The 21,927-nt window shown below is 70.4% G+C and carries 19 protein-coding genes; 8 read left to right on the top strand and 11 right to left on the bottom strand.

What is annotated here, in order from left to right; all coding sequences use genetic code 11:
* Nucleotides 1-61 precede the first annotated feature (61 nt).
* The 5 genes from OP79_RS50550 to OP79_RS24780 form a co-directional block, all read right to left on the bottom strand.
* Entirely contained in the window at nucleotides 62-730 is a 669-nt protein-coding gene (locus OP79_RS50550) for a flavin reductase family protein (RefSeq protein WP_051744887.1), read from the bottom strand.
* 13 nt (nucleotides 731-743) lie between these two features.
* Complete coding sequence (locus tag OP79_RS24795) at nucleotides 744-2,123, bottom strand: amidohydrolase family protein (protein ID WP_033322968.1); 1,380 nt, start codon at nucleotides 2,121-2,123, stop codon at nucleotides 744-746.
* On the bottom strand, nucleotides 2,120-3,145 hold the full coding sequence (locus tag OP79_RS24790; RefSeq protein ID WP_106972471.1) for an alcohol dehydrogenase catalytic domain-containing protein: 1,026 nt from the start codon (nucleotides 3,143-3,145) through the stop codon (nucleotides 2,120-2,122). Before OP79_RS24790 ends, OP79_RS24795 begins: the two co-directional genes overlap by 4 nt.
* Before the next feature lie 229 nt (nucleotides 3,146-3,374).
* The gene (locus OP79_RS24785; protein ID WP_033322964.1) at nucleotides 3,375-4,577 is read right to left on the bottom strand and encodes a PucR family transcriptional regulator; all 1,203 of its coding nucleotides are present in this window, start codon (nucleotides 4,575-4,577) and stop codon (nucleotides 3,375-3,377) included.
* 11 nt (nucleotides 4,578-4,588) lie between these two features.
* Nucleotides 4,589-6,034 carry an aldehyde dehydrogenase family protein gene (locus tag OP79_RS24780; protein ID WP_033322962.1) on the bottom strand — a complete coding sequence of 482 codons (1,446 nt, stop codon included), beginning with the start codon at nucleotides 6,032-6,034 and terminating at the stop codon, nucleotides 4,589-4,591.
* Nucleotides 6,035-6,106: 72 nt separating this feature from the next.
* On the opposite strand from OP79_RS24780, the gene OP79_RS24775 reads away from it, so the two are divergent.
* Entirely contained in the window at nucleotides 6,107-7,198 is a 1,092-nt protein-coding gene (locus OP79_RS24775) for an NAD(P)-dependent alcohol dehydrogenase (protein ID WP_033322959.1), read from the top strand.
* Between the two features lie 133 nt (nucleotides 7,199-7,331).
* On the top strand, nucleotides 7,332-9,533 hold the full coding sequence (locus OP79_RS24770; RefSeq protein ID WP_051744886.1) for a cytochrome P450/oxidoreductase: 2,202 nt from the start codon (nucleotides 7,332-7,334) through the stop codon (nucleotides 9,531-9,533).
* A gap of 138 nt (nucleotides 9,534-9,671) precedes the next feature.
* On the opposite strand, the gene OP79_RS24765 is transcribed toward OP79_RS24770, so the two are convergent.
* Nucleotides 9,672-10,418: a sulfite exporter TauE/SafE family protein gene (locus OP79_RS24765; RefSeq protein ID WP_033322957.1), complete on the bottom strand. Its 747-nt coding sequence runs from the start codon at nucleotides 10,416-10,418 to the stop codon at nucleotides 9,672-9,674.
* A gap of 143 nt (nucleotides 10,419-10,561) precedes the next feature.
* On the opposite strand from OP79_RS24765, the gene OP79_RS24760 reads away from it, so the two are divergent.
* The gene (locus OP79_RS24760) at nucleotides 10,562-11,704 is read left to right on the top strand and encodes an acetamidase/formamidase family protein (RefSeq protein WP_051744885.1); all 1,143 of its coding nucleotides are present in this window, start codon (nucleotides 10,562-10,564) and stop codon (nucleotides 11,702-11,704) included.
* A gap of 55 nt (nucleotides 11,705-11,759) precedes the next feature.
* On the opposite strand, the gene OP79_RS24755 is transcribed toward OP79_RS24760, so the two are convergent.
* The gene (locus OP79_RS24755) at nucleotides 11,760-12,671 is read right to left on the bottom strand and encodes a GOLPH3/VPS74 family protein (protein ID WP_078491986.1); all 912 of its coding nucleotides are present in this window, start codon (nucleotides 12,669-12,671) and stop codon (nucleotides 11,760-11,762) included.
* 4 nt (nucleotides 12,672-12,675) lie between these two features.
* Here OP79_RS24755 and OP79_RS24750 point away from each other — a divergent pair, with 4 nt between their 5' ends.
* A complete protein-coding gene (locus tag OP79_RS24750; protein ID WP_078491994.1) occupies nucleotides 12,676-13,698 on the top strand; it encodes an amidohydrolase family protein in 1,023 nt (340 codons plus the stop codon).
* A 273-nt stretch (nucleotides 13,699-13,971) separates the two neighbouring features.
* Nucleotides 13,972-15,258 (top strand): alginate lyase family protein, encoded by a 1,287-nt coding sequence (locus OP79_RS24745; RefSeq protein WP_033322951.1) that lies wholly within the window; start codon nucleotides 13,972-13,974, stop codon nucleotides 15,256-15,258.
* 58 nt (nucleotides 15,259-15,316) lie between these two features.
* Here OP79_RS24745 and OP79_RS24740 read toward each other — a convergent pair whose 3' ends face one another.
* Nucleotides 15,317-15,739, bottom strand: coding sequence for a secondary thiamine-phosphate synthase enzyme YjbQ (locus OP79_RS24740; protein WP_033322950.1), 423 nt, complete (start codon nucleotides 15,737-15,739; stop codon nucleotides 15,317-15,319).
* Between the two features lie 105 nt (nucleotides 15,740-15,844).
* Between OP79_RS24740 and OP79_RS58580 the strand changes: the two genes are divergently transcribed.
* Nucleotides 15,845-16,018 carry a putative leader peptide gene (locus tag OP79_RS58580; RefSeq protein ID WP_425428601.1) on the top strand — a complete coding sequence of 58 codons (174 nt, stop codon included), beginning with the start codon at nucleotides 15,845-15,847 and terminating at the stop codon, nucleotides 16,016-16,018.
* On the top strand, nucleotides 16,015-17,109 hold the full coding sequence (locus OP79_RS24735) for an NAD(P)-binding domain-containing protein (protein WP_033322948.1): 1,095 nt from the start codon (nucleotides 16,015-16,017) through the stop codon (nucleotides 17,107-17,109). Before OP79_RS58580 ends, OP79_RS24735 begins: the two co-directional genes overlap by 4 nt.
* 18 nt (nucleotides 17,110-17,127) lie before the next feature.
* Here OP79_RS24735 and mltG read toward each other — a convergent pair whose 3' ends face one another.
* Entirely contained in the window at nucleotides 17,128-17,961 is an 834-nt protein-coding gene (gene mltG, locus OP79_RS24730) for an endolytic transglycosylase MltG (RefSeq protein ID WP_033322946.1), read from the bottom strand.
* A 43-nt stretch (nucleotides 17,962-18,004) separates the two neighbouring features.
* Nucleotides 18,005-19,804 (bottom strand): ABC transporter ATP-binding protein, encoded by a 1,800-nt coding sequence (locus tag OP79_RS24725; protein WP_033322943.1) that lies wholly within the window; start codon nucleotides 19,802-19,804, stop codon nucleotides 18,005-18,007.
* A 95-nt stretch (nucleotides 19,805-19,899) separates the two neighbouring features.
* On the opposite strand from OP79_RS24725, the gene OP79_RS24720 reads away from it, so the two are divergent.
* Nucleotides 19,900-20,349 carry a MarR family winged helix-turn-helix transcriptional regulator gene (locus tag OP79_RS24720; RefSeq protein ID WP_033322941.1) on the top strand — a complete coding sequence of 150 codons (450 nt, stop codon included), beginning with the start codon at nucleotides 19,900-19,902 and terminating at the stop codon, nucleotides 20,347-20,349.
* Between the two features lie 61 nt (nucleotides 20,350-20,410).
* Here OP79_RS24720 and OP79_RS24715 read toward each other — a convergent pair whose 3' ends face one another.
* Complete coding sequence (locus OP79_RS24715; protein WP_033322939.1) at nucleotides 20,411-21,865, bottom strand: cation:dicarboxylate symporter family transporter; 1,455 nt, start codon at nucleotides 21,863-21,865, stop codon at nucleotides 20,411-20,413.
* Nucleotides 21,866-21,927: the final 62 nt, after the last annotated feature.

Below are 21,927 nucleotides of genomic sequence, written 5' to 3'. Positions count from 1 at the left end.
CGTTCCATTCGCTGGGTGGTACCGCCATGTAGAGGCGGTGGCAAAAAAGAGGGGGGTGGGGTCAGTTGGCGGACGTGTCGGCCCGGCCGAGTTCGGCGTAGGCGATCCGCTCCTGGTGGAAGATGGACTCCTCACCGGCGGTGACGAACCACGGGAAACCCATCCGCCCGACTGCTCGGACCTGGGTGGGGTCGATGCGGTCCGGGGCGGACATGATCGAGTCGTCGGTGGTGATGCAGACGACCTCGGCGAGCAGGATGTGCACGCCCGAGAAGCAGGACGTGTGGTCGCCACGGTCGATCACCTCGTGCACACGGCACTCCAGGTGCGCGGGGCTGTCGGCCAGCGACGGCGTGTCGACGACCTGTGAGGGCACCGACCGCCAGTCGGCGACGTCCATCTCGCTGACGCCGCGGGGGTACTCGCGGGCCACCGCCTCGATGTGTTCGGCGATCTCGGCGGTGGTGACGTTGACGACGAACTCACCCGTGCGCTCGATGTTGAGCCAGGTGTCCTTCGGCTGCGAAGTCGCCTCCCGCTGGGCGCCGATGGTGACCGCGATCAGCGGCGGTTCGCCGCTGACCGGCATGTAGTAGCTGTACGGCGCGACGTTGACCCCTCCGTCCGGGTCGAGTGTGGTGATCATCGCGATCGGCCGCGGTACCACGAGTTGCGAGAGCAGGCCCTGTTTGTGGGCCGGGGAGCGTCCGGCCATGTGGATGACGTTCAACGGATGGTCTCCTTTACGGGGTGCCCGCCGGCCGTGTCGGCCAGGTCGGGCGGAGCGTGAGGCCGGCGCGCCGCAGGAGGGCGGCGGATCGCTCGGCGGCGGCCTCGGCGACGGCGGCGAGGTCGATGCCGGTCGGCTGCCGGTCGCGGACGACCACGCGGCCGTCGACCAGCACGTCACGGACGGTGCGCGATACGTGGCCCCATACGAGCTGGCGGGCCAGGTCGCCGCGGGGCATCCAGGCCGGGTCGTTGGTGTCGAGTACGACGAGGTCGGCGGCCTTGCCGACCTCGAGGGAGCCGGTCCGCTCGCCCAGCCCGACCGCCTCGGCGCCGTCGACCGTCGCGAGGGCGAACGCCTGCTCGGCGCGGATCGGGTCGGGCAGGTCACGGTCGCGTTCGAGGCCGGCGAACAGGTAGGCGGCCAGGAGGACGTCCGGGGCGTCGCCGGCGTTGTGGGCGTCGCAGCCCAGTGCCACCCGGCCGCCCCGGCGCACGAGTTCGGCGTGGCGCGAGGCGCGGGTGTATCCCTGGGCGAGACGCAGGTAGGCCCCCGGGCAGGCGGCGACCGCGGTACGGGTCTCGAGGATCGCGTCGACCTCCGCGTCGTCGAGCCACACGGCGTGCCCCAGCAGCAGGCGCGGGCCGAGTACTCCCAGTTCGCCGAAGTGGACCACGGGCCGGCGCCCGCAGCGCTTGGCGTAGGCCTCGACGTCGGCGGGTCCCGGCGAGACGTGCCAGGTCAGTCCGGTGTCGAGGCGCTCGGCCAGGCCCGCCGCTCCGGCGAAGAGCTCGTCGCTCGCGAGGTCGTGGCCCACCAGCGTCACCCACCCGGTGACCGGCCCAGTGGCCGGCAGGGCCCGTACGATCTCCTCCTGCCGGGCGAGTACCTCGTCGGCGGGGGCGCCGAACGGCACGCCCTCGACGTCCCAGCCCCAGCCGCCGACCCGCGCGCGGATACCCGCGGCGACCAGCCCTGCGGCGACCCGTTCCGGGTGGGCCACCGTGCCCGGCTCCAGCACAGTGGTGATGCCCCGGGACAGGCACTCGACGGCGGTGATCGTCGCGGCCAGTTCGTCGTCGTCACCGTCGGCGTGGGCGTGCAGCGGGACGATCCAGTCGAAGATCGACTCCTGCGAGCTGATGTGATCCGGGATCGTGCTGCGCACGAGGGGGTCGACGGTCGTGTGCTGGTGGGCGTCGACGAGGCCCGGGATCACGACACAGCCCGACGCGTCGATCTCCTGTGCACCCGGGAAGCGGGCGCGCAGGTCCTCGGCCGTGCCGAGCGCGGCGATGCTGTCCCCGGACACGGCGACCGTCGCACCGGTGAGGACTCGCCGCGCTGGGTCCATGGTGATGATGTCGCCGCCCACGATCAGTAGGTCGGTCATGGTGCGATCACGACCTTGCCGATGGTGTCGCGGGCGGCGAGCACGTCCCAGGCGTCGGCGAGATCCCCGAGCGGGAACAGGGCGGCGGTAGGCAGGTGCAGGCCGTCGGCGAAGCAGGCTGACGTGGCGGCGACGAAGTCGGCCGAGGTGTAGCCGCCGGCGCCCAGCAGTTTCAGGCCGCGGTGGAAGACCTCTTGGAGCGAGAACGACACCTGGTCGCCGCTGGTGTTGCCCAGCAGCAGCAGACGTCCACGGATGCCGAGGCAGTCCAGTGAGGTGCGCCAGGTGTCGGTGCCGACGTGGTCCAGGACCAGGTCCGCTCCGGCGCCATCGGTGAAGGCCGACACCGCTTTCGCCGGGTCCGGGTCGTCGTTGCGCAGCGCCAGGTCCGCGCCGGCCGCGCGGGCCGCTGCGAGCTTCGCCTCGCTGCCCGCGAACGCGACGACCGAGGCGCCGGCCTGTTTGGCCAGCGCGATGGCCGCCAGGCTGACGGGACTCGCGGCCGCGTGCACGACGAGGGTCTCACCGGCGTCCAGTGCCCCGACGGTGTGCACCGCGTGCCACGCCGTCGCGAAGGCGGTGGGCAGGGTGACCGCTGCGGCGAGCGGCAGGGACTGGGGGACCCGGACGATCGATTCTGCAGATGCCAGGACGTATTCGGCGAGAGCGCCGGGGATGTTGCCGCCGAGGATGCGCGGGCTGACGCAGTACGCACGATCGCCCACCGAGCAGCGCGGGCAATTGCCGCAGCCCTGGGTGGGATCGGCGATGACTCGGTCGCCGGGGACGACCGAGCTGACTGCGGATCCGGTCGCCACCACCGTTCCGGCGAAGTCCATGCCCGGTACGTGCGGAAGGCGGAAGCCGGGGATCAGGCCCGGCCCTCTGCGCTGCAGCAGGTCCAGGCGGTTCAGCCCGCAGTACGCGACCTCGACGACGACGACGTCGCGCGCGCCGCATACCGGCTCCGGGACCTCCTGCAGGGACACGACTTCGGTTCCCCCGAAATCGGTCTGCACCATCGCTCGCACCGCGGCCCTCCTCACCTCAGCCGTCTCGCATTGCGAGGCGGTGGAACGTATTGTGAGGCCACTCTGCCTATGCCGACCAGCGCTGTCAACGCTCCGATGGAACAACTTGGTTTCGTCGACGTTTCGCCCAGTCGTAAGGCTCACGGCGCAGAAAGCGGCGGGCTGGAAGCCGGTGCAGACGCATGCGCCGCGCGCTCCCGGCGGCACAGCGAAGGGCGGTTCAGTGTCCGGCGGAAGCCGGCTCGTCGTCGTCGCGCAACCGCTGGTCGTCGGCGGCGAGCAGGTCAAGCGCCGCGAGCGCCAGGTGCAACTGCGCCGAGGCGGCCGGAAGCAGGGGGTCCGTGCCGAGGAGAGTTTTGATCTGGCGAACCCGGTAACCCACCGAGTTGCGGTGGAGATGGAGCTGTTCGGAGACGCTTTGCCGGCTGCCCCGCTCGGCCAGCCAGGCACGCAGAGTCGCCATCAGCTCCGGACGCTGCCGGATCGGCCCGAGGTGAGCCTCGGCGTACGCCTCGAGCTCCACGCGCGGAAGGGGCAGCAGCACCTGGACCACCCCGCAGCCACCGAAGGTGAGCAGCGGGACGCGCCGGGTGCGGGCCAGGCCGAGCAGCCGTTCGGCCTCGGTGAAGGACCGGGCCAGACCTACGGTTGAGTCGGGGTGGGAGCCACTCGCCGCGACGACGTGGTCACCGGCGGACTCGTCGCCGGTCATGAGGCGCAGCCGGCTTTGCAGGCGGGCGAGCACGACCTCGCCGGGCACCACCGTCCACGCCGTGCGCGCCTCCTGCTGCACAGGGTGTTCCAGCCAGGTGAGGGCGGTGGACCAGGCGCGCAAGCGGGAGCCGCTGTAGTGCAGTACGGCACCGGCCGGCGGTCGCTGCAGATCGATCCCCAGGTGCGCGGCCGCCGCGTACACCGAGGGGCACACCGTCCCGGACCGCAGCGCGGCGACGACGTCGGCCGGTGTGTGCTGCGGTGAGACCTCGGCGGAGCCGTCCCCTCCGCGCACGGCGTCGATGAGCAGCGCGGTGACGGCGGCACCGGCCAGCGCCTGCACGTGCGGATCGCCGGGACCGACGGTCAGCAGCACACCGGCCACTGTCGCCCCTGCACGCACGGGCAGCGCCGTGGCCCGCAGTCCGTCGAGCGTGTCGACCACCGGTCCGGCCACACCCGCGAGCACGCCGTCCGCCACCGTGGCCGGCAGTCCTGAGCCGCCGTCGGTGGACGCCAGCGGCACGCCCTCTGCGGACAGCAGGCGTACATGCCCGCCGGTCGCCCGGCCAAGCGCCCGGAGCACGTCCGAGCGCGCGGCGCCGGCAAGCACGGCCTCGGTCAATTCCCGCTCCAGCACGGCGGGTTCGGCGTCCGGCCCCACCCTCTCCCGGGCCGATCCGGACCGCGCTCCGGCGACGGTTCCCATGATGTCGAGTCTCAGCGGGCCAGCAGCCGGATGGCCACGCCCTTCTCCTGGGTGTACTCGCGCAGCGCTCCGTACCCGCCGCCCCGGCTGAAGCCGCTGTCCTTCTGCATGTTGAACGGGAAGCCGATCACTCCCGCGTCGTGGAACTGGTTGACCGCCACCTGCCCCGAGCGGACATCCTTCGCCAGCCGCAGGGCCCGGGAGACGTCGTTGGTCCAGATGCAGGCCAGCAGGCCGAAGTCCGTCGCGTTCATCAACTCGGTCGCCTCGGCGGAGTCGCGGAACGACTGGACGGCGAGAACCGGGCCGAAGACCTCCTCGCGGGCGACGCGCATGCCCGCGTCCACACGGTCGTACACGGTCGGCTGGACGAACCACCCCTCGCCGGTGGGCGCGCCCCCGGTGACCAGCCGCGCCCCCTCGCGAGGCGCGTCCTCGAGGAAGCCGCTGACGCGGGCGAACTGCGCGGCGCTGACCAGCGGCCCCATGTCCAGGTCGGCTTCCCAGGGTCCGGTCTTGACGGCGGCCATGGCGGCGGCGACCCGCTCCACGACCTCGTCGTGCACCGAGCCCTCCACGAGCAGCCGGGAACCGGCATAGCAGTTCTGTCCCGCGTTCTCGGTGATCGAGGCGACGACCGCCTCGATCACCGTGTCGAGGTCGGCGTCGGCGAACAGCACGTTCGGCGACTTGCCGCCGAGCTCCAGTTTCACCGGTACGAGGTTCTGTGCGGCGGCCGTCATGATCGCCCGCCCGGTGACGGTGGAGCCGACGAAGCTGATGTGGTCGACGTCCGGGTGCGAGGTCAGCGCGACGCCCGCCTCGGGGCCGCCCGCGACGACGTTGATCACTCCTGGCGGGAAGCCGGCGTGGCGGGCTAGTTCAGCGAGGGCGAACGGGGCCAGCGGCGCGATCTCGGACGGCTTGAGGACGACCGAGTTGCCCGCGGCGAGCGCCGGCGCGACGTTCGCGGCCATGAGCACGGCAGGCACGTTCCACGGGATGACGACGGCGCACACGCCGTACGGCTCGGGAACCGTGTAGCCCAGGTAGTCGGGGCTGCGGGTGGGCAGCGTGACCCCGGTGAGCTTGTCGGCCGCGCCAGCGAAGTAGTTGATGATGTCGTGGGCGATGTAGATGTTCGTCCGGCCCCCGGACAGTGGCTTGCCCACGTCCCTCGCCTCGACGGCCGCCAGCGCCTCGACGTCGGCGAGGATCAGGTCGGCCCAGCTCCGGATCAGTGCCCCGCGCTCGGTGGGGCTGGTCGCCGCCCAGGCAGGGAAGGCGCGGCGCGCCGCGGCGACCGCGTCGTCGACATCGGCTCCGCCCGACAGCGCCACCTTGGTGATCACCTGTTGGGAGGCCGGATCGAGGATGTCCAGGGTGCCGCCGTCGCGGGCAGCGACCCACTCGCCGTCGATGAAGTGCTGGGAAGAAGGGAAGTCAACAGCCGCCATAGGTGAACCTTGACCCTCCATGTCACGCATGTCAATATGCGATCTCGCGATGTGAGTCATCGAGGAGATCCTGTGCGCGCCACCGCCGCTCTGCTGGAGCAACCCGGACAGCCCTTCGTTTTGACCGAGGTGGACCTGGACGAACCCCGCCCCGACGAGGTGCTGGTCCGCGTCGCCGGCGTCGGCATCTGCGGCACCGACCTCGAGTTCGCCACCTTCTTCCCCACGCCGGCGCTGCTCGGGCACGAGGGGTCGGGCGTCGTCGAGAAGGTCGGCGCACACGTCACCTCCCTGCGTCCGGGCGACACCGTCACCATGTCCTTCGCGTCGTGCGGCACGTGCACGCTCTGCCGCACCGGCTCGCCCGCCTACTGCCGGAGCTTCGACGCGGTGAACTTCTCCGGCCGCCGGCCCGACGGCTCCACCGCGGTGACCCATGAGGGGCGCGAGGTCAACGCCCACTTCCTCGGCCAGTCGTCGTTCGCGAGCCACGTCGTCGCACCGGAGCGGGCGGTCGTCAAGATCGACCCGTCGTTGGACCTGCTGCGGGCCGGACCCTTCGGCTGCGGCTTCCAGACCGGCGCCGGTGGCGTGCTCAATGTGCTGCAGCCCCGCCCCGGCTCGTCGATCGCGATTTTCGGGGTGGGGGCTGTCGGCGTGGCTGCCGTCATCGCCGCCTCGCTGAGCGGCTGCGCGATCGTCGCCGCCGTCGACGTGAACCCGGCCAAGCTGGAGGCGGCCCGCGGCTTCGGCGCCACGCACACCGTCGACTCCTCCGACTCCTCGGCCGGACCGGCCGCCGAGCAGTTGGCCGCCCTCGTCCCCGAGGGGTTCGACTTCGTGATCGACACGACCGGGCGCGAGGACGTCCTGCGCGTCGCGGTCGAGTCGCTCGGGCCGCTCGGTCGCGCCGGGGTCATCGGCATCGGCGCGAACGAGTCGATGAGCTTCGAATGGCGCAGCATCCTCAACGGGCGCAGCGTCACCGGCATCATCGCCGGGTCGAGCCTGCCGCAGGTGTTCCTGCCCCAACTGCTCGCGCTCAACGCCAAGGGCCAGTTTCCGGTCGAGAAGATGATCACCTACTTCCCGTTCGAGCAGATCAATGAGGCCGTCTTGGCCGTCCGGTCCGGCTCGGTCGGCAAAGCCGTGCTGACCTTCTGAACGTCGTCCAAGAGACGTTGTCCCACACGGCGGCAGCACTTAGTGTGGCCGACGCCGATGAGGCACCAGACATTCCGGTGGCGTGGCCGGACAACACCGCGCAGAAGACACGAGCACGTGGAGCGTGCCCACCATGTCCGCCGACATCGACTTCGATCACCACTCCGACGAGGCCAACGCCGATCCGATCGCGTACTACGCGCGCTTCCGCGAGACCTGCCCGGTAGGCCGCGCTGCCGCCCACGGCGGTTTCAACTACACGACACGGTATGCCGACGTGGCCCGCATCGCCCGCGACGACGAGACGTTCTCCTCGGCCCGCAGCGACCATGGCGGCCAGGGCGTCGGCATCGTCATCCCCAAGGGACCGGGGCTCGACCAGTATCCGATCGAGCTCGACCCGCCGCGGTCGACCGAGTACCGGCACCTGATCAACCCGCTGCTCACCCCGGAGGCGATCGAGCGGCTGGTGCCCATGATCGAACGCCACGCCGCGCGCGTCGTGGACGACTTCGTCGAGCTCGGCTCCTGCGACTTCGTCCGTGACCTCACCAACCCGCTGCCGGCCGCGGTGACCCTGGACTGGCTCGGTTTCCCCGAGGAGGACTGGGCGAAGCTGGCCGGGCCGATCCACGACATCTTCGCCGCGGCGGCCGGCAGCGAGCGCGCCGTGCGCGGGGCCGCCGGGCTGGCCTACATGGATCAGCGCATCCGCGAGCTGATCGCCGAGCGCCGCTCCGCGCCGCGGGCCGACGCGGTCAGCGCTCTGGTGGCCGGCCGGCGTGCCGACGGCAGCGAGTTCGGCGAGGACGAGCTGGTGTCGGTGATCGGCCTGCTCATCGCCGGTGGCGTCGACACCACCACCTCCCTGACCGGATCGACGCTCGTCCACCTCGCTCGCAATCCCGAGCAGCGCCAGAGGCTGATCGACTCCCCCGACCTGCTGGACACCGCGACCGAGGAGTTCCTCCGCGCGTTCGCCCCGTCGCAGTCGATGGCGCGCACGGTCACCCAGGACGCCGAGGTCGGCGGCTGCCCAATGCACGCGGGTGACCGGGTGCTGATCCCGTGGGTCGCCGCGAACCACGACCCCGCGGTGTTCCCCGACCCCGAGCAGGTACGGCTGGACCGCGACGCCAGTCGGCACCTCAGCTTCGGGATCGGCTCGCACCGCTGTGCCGGCGCGCACCTCGCTCGAGCCATGTTCCGCGCGATGATGACGCAGGTCCTGACCCGGCTGCCCGACTACCGGGTGATCGAGGAGGGGCTGGTTCCCTACCCGACGCGCGGCAACCAGTCCGGCTGGGACGCGGTCCCGGCGGTCTTCACGCCCGGTCTCCGGGCGAGTGCGGCGGCAGGCTCGGTCCGCGCGCTGACCACGCCCACCCCGCTGCGGGTGACCGCGGTGCGCGCGGCGGCGCAGGACGTCGTCGCCGTCGACCTCGGCCTGCCGGACGGAGGCGAACTCCCCGCGTGGCGACCCGGCGCGCACGTCGAGCTGCGTCTGCCCTCGGGCAGGCTGCGTCAGTACTCGCTGTGCGGTGACCCCGCCGACGCCACGACGTGGCGCATCGGCGTCCTGCGCGAGTCCGATGGCCGAGGCGGGTCGGCCGAACTCCACGAACTGGCCCGCCCGGGAGCCACCTTCGCGGTACGCGGGCCACGCAACCACTTCCCGCTCGTGCCGGCGGCGTCCTACCTGTTCCTCGCCGGCGGCATCGGCGTCACACCCATCCTCGCCATGGTCCGCGAGGCCGCCGGACGCGGCACGCCCTTCGCCGTCGTGTACGGCGGGCGCACCCGCTCCACGATGGCGTTCGCCGACAAGCTCTCCGCCGTCGCCGGCGACGCGCTCACCCTGCTCCCGCAGGACGAGACCGGGCTGCCGGACCTTCCCCGGGTCCTGGGCGGGCTGGACGCGGACACCGCCATCTACGCGTGCGGGCCGGCGCCGATGCTGGCGGCCGTCGAGCGCGAGTGCGCCCGCCTGGATCTCACCGACCGGCTGCACCTGGAGCGTTTCACCGCCGGCGACGACCTCGAGACGGCGTTCGACGCCGCGGAGAACCGGACCTTCGCGGTCCAGCTCGCGCGCACGGGAGTCACGCTCACCGTGCCGGCCGACCGCCGCCTCATCGAGGTCCTGCGCGACGCCGTGAGCGGCCTGTCCTACGACTGCGAGAAGGGATACTGCGGCGCCTGCGAGACCCGTGTGCTCGCCGGGACGCCGGAGCACCGGGACTCCGTACTCAGCGACGAGGAACGCCTTGCTGGGCGCACGATGATGATCTGTGTCGGCCGGTGTCAGGGCGACCGACTCGTCCTCGACCTCTGAGCCGTCTCCGGCCTGTGCGCCCCCGGCCGGCGGCCGGCTGCCGCATGGGTCCGACAGCGGACGTGACGTTCACCGTTGGACCCGCGCGGTGGCTGGCCTGCACGGCCTGACGATCCACCCCTCTTCGTAGCGCTGGGGTCAGCCGAAGGCGCGGATACCCAGCCAGACGCCGGCCAGCACGCCGAAGCCGACCACGGCGGCACGCAACACCGGCTCGCTCATCCTCGTCGCCAGCCGACCGCCGAGCACTCCGCCAACAAGGGACGACGGCGCGACCACGAGCGCGATCATCCAGTGCACAGGGCCGAGCAACGCGAACACGACGAGCGACACGGTGGCAACGACCAGCTGCAACGTCCCCTTGAGGACGCTCACCTCGGTCAGCGGAGCGGACAGCGTCAGGCCGAGCAGGGCCATCAGGATGACTCCCAGCCCACCTCCGAAGTAACCGCCGTAGACAGCGCCGGCGAGCGTACCGGCGTAGAGCTTCCCGCGGTGGTCGCCGTCAGCGGCGCCGAGCAGTGCCCGCAACTTGGGCTGGAAAGCGAGGAGGGCAGCGGCGCCGAGGACAAGGAACGGCACCGCGACCGAGAAGGCCCGCGACGGAGTGAGCAGCAGCAGCGCACATCCGGCGGCGGCACCCACCGCGGACACGACCGCCAGCGACGTCACGGAAGACGGGCGGGAAGACCCCCGCAGTGCCGCGACATTGCCCAGGTAGCCCGGCCAGAGCGCCACGGAGTTGGTGACGTTGGCGGCCACCGTACCCAGCCCGCCGGCGACCAGGGCGGGGAAGAGGAGCAGCGACCCACCGCCGGCTATGGAGTTGACGAATCCGCCGACAAGGCCGGCACCGCCGATGAGAACAACGTCGCCGACGTCCATCCGGGTCTCCTCCACAACAACTTATGCGAGATGCCATGTTGCCATACGAGACAGCGTTACGGCACGGACCTCGACCGGAAACACCGGGGCAACGCAACGTTCCTAGCGTCGGGCCAGCCCTTCCCCTCCATGAAAGGTCGGCCATGACTGCGATCGACTCGCCCCTTCTCGACATCGCCGCGACCGGCTTCCCGATCCTCCAGCCAGGCCACGGAGCGATCGCGTCGACGGCCTACGTCCCGGCCACGCCCGGGAACACCCTGTGGGGTCGCCTTCCGTGCGAGGCGGACGCACCGTGCGCGGTCGTGCAACCGGGCGCCGTCGTCACGGTCGACACGCTCAGTCACGAGGGAGTTCTCGAGGACCAGGGCCGCGACCCCGCCCAGTTCTTCGGCCGTTACGGCGTCAGCGGCGGCCATGTGCTCGACGACGCCCAGCAGGTGGCGGACTCCGGTATGCCGCACGACTTCGACGACGACGGGCCGCACCTCGTCACCGGCCCGATCGCCGTGGCCGGCGCCCGGCCCGGCGATCTGCTCGCCATCACCGTCCTCGGCCTCACCCCGCGGGTTCCCTACGGCATGGTCTCCGCACGCCACGGCTTCGGCGCACTCCCCGGCGAGATGCCGTCGCTGCCCGGTCCCGTGTTCACCTTCGCCACGGCCCACGCGGATCGCCACGGCGCCTGGGGCCGGATGGCGGTGGATCCGGCGGACCCCTCCCGCGGCTCACTGCGCTTCCCGCTGCGGCCATTCCTCGGCGTGATGGGTGTGGCGGTGCCCGGGGACGAGCGGCCGCACTCGGTGCCGCCGGGGCGCCACGGAGGCAACATCGACATCTCCCTGCTCGGCGAGGGCGCCACGCTGTTCCTGCCAATACAGGTCGACGACGCGCTGGTCTACTTCGGGGACCCCCACTTCGCCCAGGGCGACGGCGAGGTCGCCCTCACCGCGTTCGAGGCGTCGTTGCGCGCCACCGTCAAGCTCGAGGTGGTACCCGGCGGTGCGGCTCTGCGGCCCGGCCACGGCCGCGTCGCCCCGTTCGCCGAGACCGACGACTACCTGGTGCCGATCGGCCTGGACAAGGACCTGAACGAGGCGATGCGCGACTGCGTGCGCTGCGCGCTGGACCTGCTCGCGACCGACTACGGCATCGACCGCCATTTGGCGATGGCGTACCTCAGCGCGGCAGGCGACTTCGCGGTCTCCCAGGTCGTAGACGACGTGAAGGGCGTCCACGCAAGGATCCGCAAGTCGGACTTCCGCGAGATCGGCCGACCGCACTGACCGACGGACGCACCGATTCCCGCCGCGGCACGGCGACACGGACCAGGCGGCGGGTTCAGGTCCAGGAAGAGAGCACTGCGAGCCACACACAGGCGGCAACCGCAGTGAGAATCTGGGCGCAGGCCGGGTTCATGGATCGCAGCATCACCTCGGACTCGCTCCACTCCCGACCGCCCGACGCGGCCCTGCACGCACTCGCCAGTGCGGCCAGCGCGACCGAGCGCTCGGAGGAATCGGCCGCACCGCCAAGAGACCGGACCACGGCATCCCGCCTTTCGCTGCGCAGGACGTCGTAGCGACGAGCCCACCCGGCCGGCAACGGCAACCGTCTCGGCGTGCGAACGAGGACACCCTCAGCGATCAAGCCGGCCGACAGACGCTTGTGCGCACCGGCGCTCAGGGCTCTGACCCACTGCGATGTCGTGCGCAGCTTGCGAGAGGAACGGATCCGCACGAGAACCTCGCCGAGCGCCCGGTCATGCGGCAGTGCTCCATGGACGGCGACAATGTATCCGTCAACGGTGTAAATGAAGCCGCCCAGAGCGAGTTCCATCAGCATCGCGCCGCTCAGGCCAAAGCCGAGACCGCTGCGATACCCGGGAACACGGCCTTGTCCGTCCAGGTACACAGCCAGCATGAAGTCTCCGCCAAGACCGGAGGTGGCATCGGCCTTCATCCCGTTCTCCCCAATACAGCAGTCCGGCTTCAGCTCCGGGTTCTTCCGGACCGGGTTGCCGAACCAGATCCCGAGGAGTATTCGCAGCACTATGGCGGGCCAGAGCCCTTGCGTCAATGCAAGACATCGTCCTGGCATGCGGAACGCGGTTGCCCATGTCGGGCCAGACTCCCAGGTCAACATTTCAGCGGTATGACATGACTCCGAGAGACACATCGGCAGTGACTGCGACCGTTCAGCCGCGATCGCCGCACGGACATCCACCGCTGCGGTGTCCACGATCACCAGCATCTCGATGCCTGCACCCGAAGTGTGCCGTGCGGTCAGCAATCCTCAGGACGGCCTGGTGGTTCGTACGGTGGCGCTGGCCCGGCGGCGCTCACGGTCCGGGCGCTCCCACCCCCAGTCCGTGCTGCGCGCAGACGACCTCACCCGCGACATGGTCAAGACGTACGTCCGGCTGCCCCACGCCCTCCAGCGCACAGCCGTCCGGGCCGCCCACCGGATCGGCCTGCGCACGGCGTCCCACTACCTGTTCGGCCCGCTCGACCTGGGCGCCGACGGAGTCGAGCACATCGGCGGCACCAGCCGCTACGGCCGCCGCCAGAAGGAGACTCACCTCGGCCACAGTTACCAGGACGTCACCGGCCCGCTGGCCGCGAGCGGCATGGCGTTCACGCCCACCTTCGGGCTGTCCGGCCTCGGCCTGTCCGCCGTACGGGCCGCCCTCTACCGCTACGCGGAGTGGGCCCTGGACGACACCCGGCTGACCTCCCTGCTCACCGCCGCCGAGTACGCGGAGCTGCGCGAGGGCATCGAGGCGGCGCTGGCCGAGGAGCCGACCGCCGAACTCGCCTTCGTCGCCCGGCACGGCGAGACCGTACGCCGCCTGGTCGAACAGGGCGCCCACGTCGCCGTCGGCACCGACAGCCCGCTCGTCCCGCCCGGCGTCTACTACCACCTCAACCTGCAGACCATGGTCCGCCACGGCGTCAGCCCCTACGAGGCGCTGCGCTCCGCCACCGTCCAGGGCGCCCGCACCCTGGGCCTGTCCGACCAGCTCGGCACCGTCGAGCCGGGCAAGCTCGCCGACCTCGTCCTGGTCGAGGGCGACCCGACGACGGACATCGCGGCCGCGGCCGCCGTACGCCAGGTCGTCGTCGGCGGCATCCCGCACACCGTCGCGGACCTGACGGCCAATACGAAGCGGAGTCGGACGGCCGTCCACAACGCCGCCCTGCCCGACCTGCCCCAGCAACCGGCCCGCGACCGCTTCTGGTGGCACCGGGAGGAACACATCCACCACTCCTGCTGCTGATGCCGGCCTCGCCGACGGGCCCTTTCGCGGCAGGCAGGCCGTCGCGATGTCCGGGCGATCGAGGACCTGACCGGGCGGCGCGCACCTCCCCATACATCCGATCTCTCGGCGCGTGCGGAGCGGAACTAATTATGGATCACGGCGATCTCCAGCAGAGTTGCCCTTATTCATCGGATGATGTCATGTCACGGGTATTGCCGTCCGCGAGTGACGCTCTTACCGTCCAACAGGTACGCATGTGAACGTCGTTCATCCATGTGATGAGGAGCCGTCATGCACAAACGTACCGTTGGCCTGTTGTCCCTCGGCGTGGCCATCTTGTCGCTGCTCGTCGCCGCGGTCCCGACCGGAGCGGCTGTCCCGGCCGGCACGGTGGTAGCCGAGCAGCGCGTTCCCCGAACCGTCGTGCTCGACGGCAAACGCCTGGTGCACGCGAAACAACGCCTCAACCAGGGCGACCCGGTGCGGCGACGCGCTCTCGCCGACCTGGTCCGGCAGGCCGACAACTGGCTCGGCCAGGGGCCGTGGAGCGTCACCGACAAGGCGCAGACCCCGCCCAGCGGTGACAAGCACGACTACCTGAGTCAGGCCCCGTACTGGTGGCCCAGCCAGCCGAAGACGCCCGACAACCCGTTGGGCTGCCCGTACGTGAGCAAGGACGGCCAGCGCAACCCGGAAGCCGACCTGATCCCCGACCACGCCGAGCGTGCCTACGTCTTCGCATCCACCTACACCCTCAGCCTCGCCTGGCACTACACCGGCGAGGCCGCGTACGCCCGGCACGCGGCCGACATCCTGCGCACCTGGTTCGTCACTCCGGAGACGAGGATGAACCCACGCCTGATCAACGCCCAGTTCGTGCCCTGTGGTGACGACGGCCGGGCGGCCGGTCTCATCGAATTCTCCCTGGGCTTCACGAGCCTGCTCGACGCGGCCGCGATCCTGGACACCGGCGCCCCCGGCTGGACCCCTGCCGACCATGACGGATTCCGCTCCTGGTCCACCCAGTTCCTCGACTGGCTGACCACAAGCGACTTCGGTAAGGCGGAATCCGCGGCCGTCAACAACCACGGCACCTTCGCCGACATGCAGGTGGCCGCCATCGCGCTGGCCGTCGGGCGCCCCCAACTGGCCCGCCAGACCGTCGCCCAGGCGCGGACCACCCGCATCGACCAGGGCATCTCCCCAGACGGCAGCCAGCCGCAGGAGATCCGCCGCACCCGTAGCTACCACTACTCCGCCTTCAACCTGCTCGCCCTGACCCGGCTCGCCGACGTCGGACGGCACGTAGGCATCAACCTCTGGAAGTATCAGGGCCCCGACGGCCAGAGCGTGTTCAAGGCCGTCGACTTCCTCCTCCCGGCCGCTACGGGCACGGTGCCCTGGCCCTACCCCGAGTCGAACTTCGAGATATGGAAGGCGGACGACGTCATCCACGCAGCCGCCGACGCGGGCGACCGCAACGCGCAGGCGGCGCTGCCCCGGCTCACCCCACCGCCCGGCGGCGACCTCTGGACTCTGCGGCCCGCCGCCGAACTACTGTCGTCGGAGTTGTTCTGACCAGCCAGACGTCAGAGGGCTCTCCACCGGCAGAGCGGCACGGAAACTGCTCGCACCCTCAGCCGAGGAACGACAAACGAACCCGCCTGTCCGAATTATCGCGATTCGTATCGACCAGGCACACCGACTGCCAGGTCCCCAACTCCAGGCGGCCCCTCAGGACCGGCAGCGTGGCGTGCGGGGGCACAAGCGCGGGGAGTACGTGGTCGCGGCCGTGGCCGGGGCTGCCGTGGCGGTGCTGCCAGCGGTCGTCGGCGGGGAGCAGGGTGTGGAGGGCGGCGAGGAGGTCGTCGTCGCTGCCGGCTCCGGTCTCGATGATCGCGACTCCGGCGGTGGCGTGCGGCACGAAAATGTTCAGCAGGCCGTCACGGTCGCCCGCCGCCTCCCCGAGGAAGGCCTCGCATTCATGGGTGAGGTCGACGATCCTCTCCGAGGAGCCGGTGGCGACGTTCAGTACGCGGGTGGTGAAGGCATCGGACATGAGTCAATCCTGGCGCATCGGCCGGGTCCCGTGCCCTGGCCGGTCGCCTGACAGGTGATACACGCAGCCCACTTCGCGAGACGCCGCTGACCGTGCACGGTCCATCTGGCTGCTTTCGGCGGCCTGCTGCGTTCAGCCCTGCTCACCACGCGCGGTCACATCGACCTGCAGCGAGTGGCCTCCGCCGCCTGTCGCCGCCCGGGAAGGCGTGCCGCTGTCTGTCACGAGTGGGCGCTGACGGGAAGATCCGGACTCCCCGCCGAGTTAGTAGAAGCGTGAACGAAACCGGGGTACAAGACGCGGCACGAGAAGTCGACGTGGTCGTCATCGGGGCTGGGCAGGCCGGACTGTCCAGCGCCTACCACCTGCGGCGCACCGGCTTCGAGCCGGAGCGGGACTTCGTGGTTCTGGACCACGCGCCACAGCCGGGCGGCGCATGGCAGTTCCGGTGGCCCTCGCTCACGTACGGCAAGGTGCACGGGATGCATTCGCTGCCCGGCATGGAACTGATGGACGCGGACCCGGCCCGCCCGTCCTCCGAGGTCATCGCGGAGTACTTCGACCATTACGAGCAGACCTTCGACCTGCGCGTACGGCGGCCCGTCGACGTACGGACCGTGCGTGAGGGCGACCGAGGGCGCCTGCTCGTGGAGACTTCGGCGGGGACATGGTCGACGCGGGCGCTGATCAATGCGACGGGCACCTGGGACCGGCCGTTCTGGCCCCGCTATCCGGGCCAGGAGACCTTCCGGGGGCGGCAGTTGCACACGGCTCAGTACCCCGGTCCCGAGGAGTTCGCCGGTCAGCGGGTCGTCGTCGTGGGCGGCGGCACCTCCGGCACACAGCATCTGATGGAGATCGCGCCGTACGCGGCCGAGACCACGTGGGTGACGCGGCGACCGCCGGTCTTCCACGAGGGGCCCTTCGACGAGGGCACGGGGCGGGCCGCGGTCGCACTCGTCGAGGAACGGGTCCGGCAGGGGCTTCCGCCCCAGAGTGTCGTGTCGGTGACGGGGCTGCCGCTCAACGACACGATCCGGCGGGCGATCGATGACGGTGTCCTGGACCGACTGCCGATGTTCGACCGGATCACTCCGGACGGCGTGGAATGGGACGACGGGCGCCGTGTTGACGCCGACGTCATCCTGTGGGCGACTGGTTTCCGCGCGGCGATCGACCATCTGGCACCCCTGCGGCTGCGGGAGCCGGGCGGCGGCATCCGGGTCGAGGGGACGCGTGCGGTCGCCGATCCGCGCATCCATCTGGTCGGGTACGGGCCGTCGGCCAGCACGATCGGCGCCAACCGTGCCGGGCGCTCAGCGGTACGGGACATCCGCCGGCTGCTGGCGGGGGTGCCGGTCGCCGCGTGAGGTCCGCTGGGCCACGGCTCAGCGGGACGCGGACGCGCTCCGGCGGTGGCGGTTGAACTCCGCGACGTTCTTCTTGTGTTGCTCGTAGTCGGCCGTGAAACGTGTGTCGCCCGGCTTGACCATGACGAAGTACAGCCAGTCGCCCTGCTCCGGACTGACCGCGGCACGCATCGCGGCCTCGCCGGGGTTGGCGATCGGCGTGGGCGGCAGGCCCATCCGCTGGTACGTGTTGTACGGGCTGCTGAGCTTGGTCTCGCTCTCACTGGTGCGGAGTGTGGTGCGGTTCAGCGCGTAGTTGATCGTCGAGTCCATCTGGAGCGGCATACCGCGGGCGAGGCGGTTGTAGATGACGCGCGCCACCTTGCCCATGTCCGCCTTGGTGTCCGACTCGGCCTGGACCATGCTCGCGACGGTGACCGTCTGATAGACGCTCATCGCGTTCCGCTCGGCCCCGGCCGTGACCGTGCCGCCGCTGAACTTCTTGTTCGCCGTATTGACCATGTACGAGAGCAGGGACGCCGGAGTCGACTTCTCGTCGATCGGATACGTGGCCGGAAAGAGGTAGCCCTCGGGATTGCCGTTCGCGTCCTCGGGGAGCCCCAGACGGGCCGCGCCCATGAACTTCTTGGTGGTGCCCGCGGGCAGGGCGAGGGCCTTGTCGACGGCCTTGTACACCTGGCCGGCGCGCCAGCCCTCCGGGATCACCAGGAGCTCCGGCCCCTCGGCCTCGTCCGTGCTCAGCAGCGGCACCGCCACGGCGGTGGCCGCCACGAAGGCACCGGTCGCGATGAGGGCGATCCGGCCCCGGCGCGTCAGTCGAATCGGTCTCCGTGGCGGAGTGTGGGTCTGCATGCGGGCACGCTAACCCGCATAAGGGAGCAAATCCGGCATATCTTCATCTTGTTGGCTCCAGTTGGGCGTCCCGGCGGACCAGAGCGGCGTAACGGCCCTCGCGCTCCAACAGCTCCTCGTGCGTGCCGCGTTCGACCGTGCGCCCGGAGTCCAGGACCACGATCTGGTCGGCGCCCCGAATGGTGGACAGCCGGTGGGCGATGGCGAGCGTGGTCCGGTTGGCCGAGAGGGCGTCGATGGCCTCCTGCACGGCGCGCTCGGTGCGGGTGTCCAGCGCGCTGGTCGCCTCGTCGAGGATCAGCACGGGCGGGTCGCGCAGGATGGTGCGGGCGATGGCGAGGCGCTGCTTCTCACCCCCGGAGAAGCGATGTCCGCGTTCGCCCACCAACGTGTCGTAGCCGTCGGGCAGGGACGCGATGTGGTCGTGGATCTGGGCGGCCTTCGCAGCGGTGTGCAGCTCCTCGTCGGTGGCGTCCGGCTTGGCGAAGCGCAGGTTGTCGGCGACGGAGGCATGGAAGAGGTACGTCTCCTGGGAGACGACGCCGACCGCGCGCGCGAGCGTGTCGAAGTCCAGGTCCCGCACGTCGACCCCGTCGAGCGTGACGCGGCCCCCGGTGACGTCGTACAGCCGGGGCACGAGATAGCTGAGCGTGGACTTTCCGGCACCGGTGGCGCCGACGACGGCGAGGCTGCCGCCCGCGGGGACGGTGATGTCGATGCCGTCCAGTATCGGCGCGCTCTTGTCGTCGTAGCGGAACTCGACGTCCTCGAAGCGGACTTCGCCCTTGACCTGGTCGAGGTGGACCGGGCGCTCGGGCTCGGTGATGTCGATGGGCAGGTCGAGGTACTCGAAGATGCGCTGGAACAGGGCGAGCGAGGTCTGGATCTGCACACCGGTGGAGAGCAGGCTGACGGTCGGCCGGAACAGGCCCTGCTGGAGCGAGACGAAGGCGACGAGCGTGCCGATGGAGACGGCGGGGCCGCTGAACTGGAGCGCCAGGCCCGCGGTCCAGTAGATGACGGCGGGCATGGCGGCCATGACGATCGAGATGACGGCCATGCGCCAGCGCCCCGCCATGTTCGACCGCACTTCGAGGTCGACGAGACCCTCGGACTCGTCCGCGAAGGACCGGGTGAGCGAGTCGGTGCGGCCCATGGTGCGGCCGAGCAGGATGCCGCCGACGGAGAGCGATTCGGTGACCGTGGCGGCCATCACGGCCATCTGCTTCTGCCGCTGGGTGGTGATCTTCTTGCGTTCGTTGCCGACCCTGCGGCTGATCCATACGAACAGGGGCAGCAGAAGCAGCGAGACGACGGTCAGCCGCCAGTCCAGGGCGACCATCGCGACGATCGTGGCGATGACGCTGGTGAGGTTGGAGACCAGTGAGGTGGCCGTCGAGGTGACCGTGGCCTGCATGCCGCCGATGTCGTTCGCGATACGCGACTGGACCTCGCCCGTGCGCGTTCTGGTGAAGAAGGCGAGCGACATGCGCTGCAGCCGGTCGTAGACGGCGGTGCGCAGGTCGTGCATGACGCGCTGCCCGACCGTCGTGGAGATGAGGGTCTGCAGCACGCCGAAGACGCTGGTGAGTACGGCGCTGAGGATCATCCCGAGCGCGAGCAGGCTCAGCAGGCCGGTGCGGCCCTGCGGGATCGCGGTGTCGAGGACCTCCTTCAGCATGAAGGGCGTGGCGACCGAGACCAGCGACGCGGCGCCGACGAGCAGGCCGACGACGGCGAGCCGGCCGCGGTAGGGATGGAAGAGCTTCAGGATGCGGCGCACCTGCCGCGGTTGTCCGGGTTCGACAGGTGGCGGTGTCCAGGTGACTTCGTCGCGGGGCATGGGCTCCTACGGGGTGTGTGAGGACGATATCTGAGGGAGCGTAGCTCATTGTTACCTATACTCACAATGCACAACGTCCTGATATTGTTCCCGCTATGAACACCCCCGACGCCGACGGCGTGCTCGCCGAGCAGTTGCTGCGGTTGACCCGTCGTGTGCACCGCATCCAGAAGCGTCATCTGGAGCAGCGCGGGCTCGGTATCACCCCGGCCCAGTCACGGCTGTTGCGTACCCTCGCGCCCTACAGTTCGCCGCCGCGCATGACCGATCTGGCCGAGCGTCTGGAGGTGGTGCCCCGGGCCGTGACGACGCTGGTCGACGGTCTGGAGGCGAGCGGCAAGGTGCGTCGCGTACCCGACCCGACCAATCGCCGGGTGATACGGATCGAGCTCACGGACGACGGGCGCCGGGCGCTGCGCGAGCTGCGCGGCGCGCGCCGGGCCGCGGCGGAGGACATCCTGGCCCCCCTGACGGACGAGCAACGCAAGGCGCTCGGGGGGCTGCTGGACACGTTGGTCGACGGGATGCCCGCGGTGGAGGACTGACAGAACGGGGCCCGGCGTGTGGTACGCCGGGCCCCGTTTTTCAACTCGCTTCGCCTGCGGGCTACTTGGCCGACGTCTTGACCTCGGTGCCTTCCGAAGCCGCGCCTTCGGAAGCGGTGTCCTCGGAAGCGGTGTCCTCGGAAGCGGGCGCCTCCGTCTTCGGCGCATCCGCGGCGGTCTCCGTCTTCGGCGTGTCCTCGTCGGCCTCGTCTTCCTCCACGAACGCGATCTCACCGTCGAGCATCTTCTTGGCCCGCTCCGTGTCGAGCGCCCCCTCCCACTTCGACACCGCGAACACGGCGACGCAGTTGCCGAGCAGGTTGGTGACGACGCGCATCGAGTCCATGATGCGGTCGACGCCGAGCAGCAGGGCCACGGCCCCGGCGGGGATGGCGCCGAGCGAGGAGGCGGTCGCCGACAGGGCGAGGAAGGCCGAACCGGGGATGCCGGCCATGCCCTTGCTGGTCAGCATGAGGACCAGGACCACGGTGATCTGCTGGCTCAGGCTGAGGTCCACCCCGACGGCCTGCGCGATGAACAGCGTGCCGATGGAGAGGTAGATGGAGGCGCCGTCGAGGTTGAACGAGTAGCCGGTGGGCAGCACCAGGCCCACGGCGTCGTCGCGGGCGCCCGCCTGGCGCAGCTTCTGCATCATGCGCGGCAGGACGGATTCACTGGAGGCGGTGCCGAGCGCGAGCAGCATCTCCTCGCGCGTGTAGCGCACGAACTTCCACAGGCTGAGCCCGGTGACCAGCTTCAGCGCGACGCCGAGCAGCACGAGGAAGATCGCGGCGACGGCGTAGCAGAGGATGATGAGCTTGCCGTACGTCTTCATCACGCCCAGCCCGTACTCCCCCACCAGGTGGACCATCGCGCCGAACACGGCGAGCGGCGCCAGCTTCATCACGAAGCCGACGATCGCGAAGATGACCTCCTGGGCCTGCTCGATGGCCGGCAGGATCTTGGGAACCTTGGTCTGGCCGAGGTGCAGCAGCGCGGCACCGACGAGGCAGGCCAGCACCAGCACTTGAAGCAGCGAGTTCTCGGCGAAGGCGCCGACCGCGCTCTGCGGCAGCGCTTCCAGGATGAACTCGGTGGTCGACGGCAGTGAACCGCCCGCGGTCTTGTCGTCGACCGCCGAGGTGTCGAGCTGCGACGGGTCGACGTTCATGCCGGAGCCGGGACTGACCACGTTGGCGGCGACCAAGCCGATGATCAACGCGGCCGTAGAGGCGACCTCGAACCAGATCAGGGCCTTGAGCCCGATCCGCCCGAAGGCCTTGAGGTTGCCGGCTTTGGCGATGCCGACGACGACCACGCAGAACACGAGCGGCGAGATCACCGTTTTGATGAGCCGGATGAAACCGTCGCCGAGCGGCTGGAAGGTTGTGGCCGTGTCCGGCCACAACCTTCCGACGACGATTCCGAGCACAAGGGCGACGGCGACCTGCGCGAACAATGAGGTACGCAATATGCGTGCGACGCGTCGCGTTGGGGACGGTACAGGCGGCGGCACGGGCACTCCTCCGAATGGGACTTCTGTGATGCGGAAAAGCACTTCCGCGTCGATCACTATCG

The sequence above is a fragment of the Streptomyces yerevanensis genome, assembly GCF_000716805.1.
Lineage (GTDB): Bacteria > Actinomycetota > Actinomycetes > Streptomycetales > Streptomycetaceae > Streptomyces > Streptomyces flaveus.
The sequence above is the reverse complement of the archived record's forward strand: the minus strand, read 5'-3'. Positions and strand labels throughout refer to the sequence as shown.

What these genes read in the sequence shown, in the direction of transcription:
- OP79_RS24750 (WP_078491994.1), top strand. Translation starts at nt 12,676, where the DNA reads ATGCCTGCACCCGAAGTGTGCCGTGCGGTCAGCAATCCTCAGGACGGC.
- OP79_RS24760 (WP_051744885.1), top strand. Translation starts at nt 10,562, where the DNA reads ATGACTGCGATCGACTCGCCCCTTCTCGACATCGCCGCGACCGGCTTC.
- OP79_RS24790 (WP_106972471.1), bottom strand. Translation starts at nt 3,145, where the DNA reads ATGGTGCAGACCGATTTCGGGGGAACCGAAGTCGTGTCCCTGCAGGAG.
- OP79_RS24765 (WP_033322957.1), bottom strand. Translation starts at nt 10,418, where the DNA reads ATGGACGTCGGCGACGTTGTTCTCATCGGCGGTGCCGGCCTTGTCGGC.
- OP79_RS24785 (WP_033322964.1), bottom strand. Translation starts at nt 4,577, where the DNA reads ATGGGAACCGTCGCCGGAGCGCGGTCCGGATCGGCCCGGGAGAGGGTG.
- mltG (WP_033322946.1), bottom strand. Translation starts at nt 17,961, where the DNA reads ATGCAGACCCACACTCCGCCACGGAGACCGATTCGACTGACGCGCCGG.
- OP79_RS24780 (WP_033322962.1), bottom strand. Translation starts at nt 6,034, where the DNA reads ATGGCGGCTGTTGACTTCCCTTCTTCCCAGCACTTCATCGACGGCGAG.
- OP79_RS24755 (WP_078491986.1), bottom strand. Translation starts at nt 12,671, where the DNA reads ATGCTGGTGATCGTGGACACCGCAGCGGTGGATGTCCGTGCGGCGATC.
- OP79_RS24795 (WP_033322968.1), bottom strand. Translation starts at nt 2,123, where the DNA reads ATGACCGACCTACTGATCGTGGGCGGCGACATCATCACCATGGACCCA.
- OP79_RS24740 (WP_033322950.1), bottom strand. Translation starts at nt 15,739, where the DNA reads ATGTCCGATGCCTTCACCACCCGCGTACTGAACGTCGCCACCGGCTCC.
- OP79_RS24745 (WP_033322951.1), top strand. Translation starts at nt 13,972, where the DNA reads ATGCACAAACGTACCGTTGGCCTGTTGTCCCTCGGCGTGGCCATCTTG.
- OP79_RS24720 (WP_033322941.1), top strand. Translation starts at nt 19,900, where the DNA reads ATGAACACCCCCGACGCCGACGGCGTGCTCGCCGAGCAGTTGCTGCGG.
- OP79_RS24770 (WP_051744886.1), top strand. Translation starts at nt 7,332, where the DNA reads ATGTCCGCCGACATCGACTTCGATCACCACTCCGACGAGGCCAACGCC.
- OP79_RS24725 (WP_033322943.1), bottom strand. Translation starts at nt 19,804, where the DNA reads ATGCCCCGCGACGAAGTCACCTGGACACCGCCACCTGTCGAACCCGGA.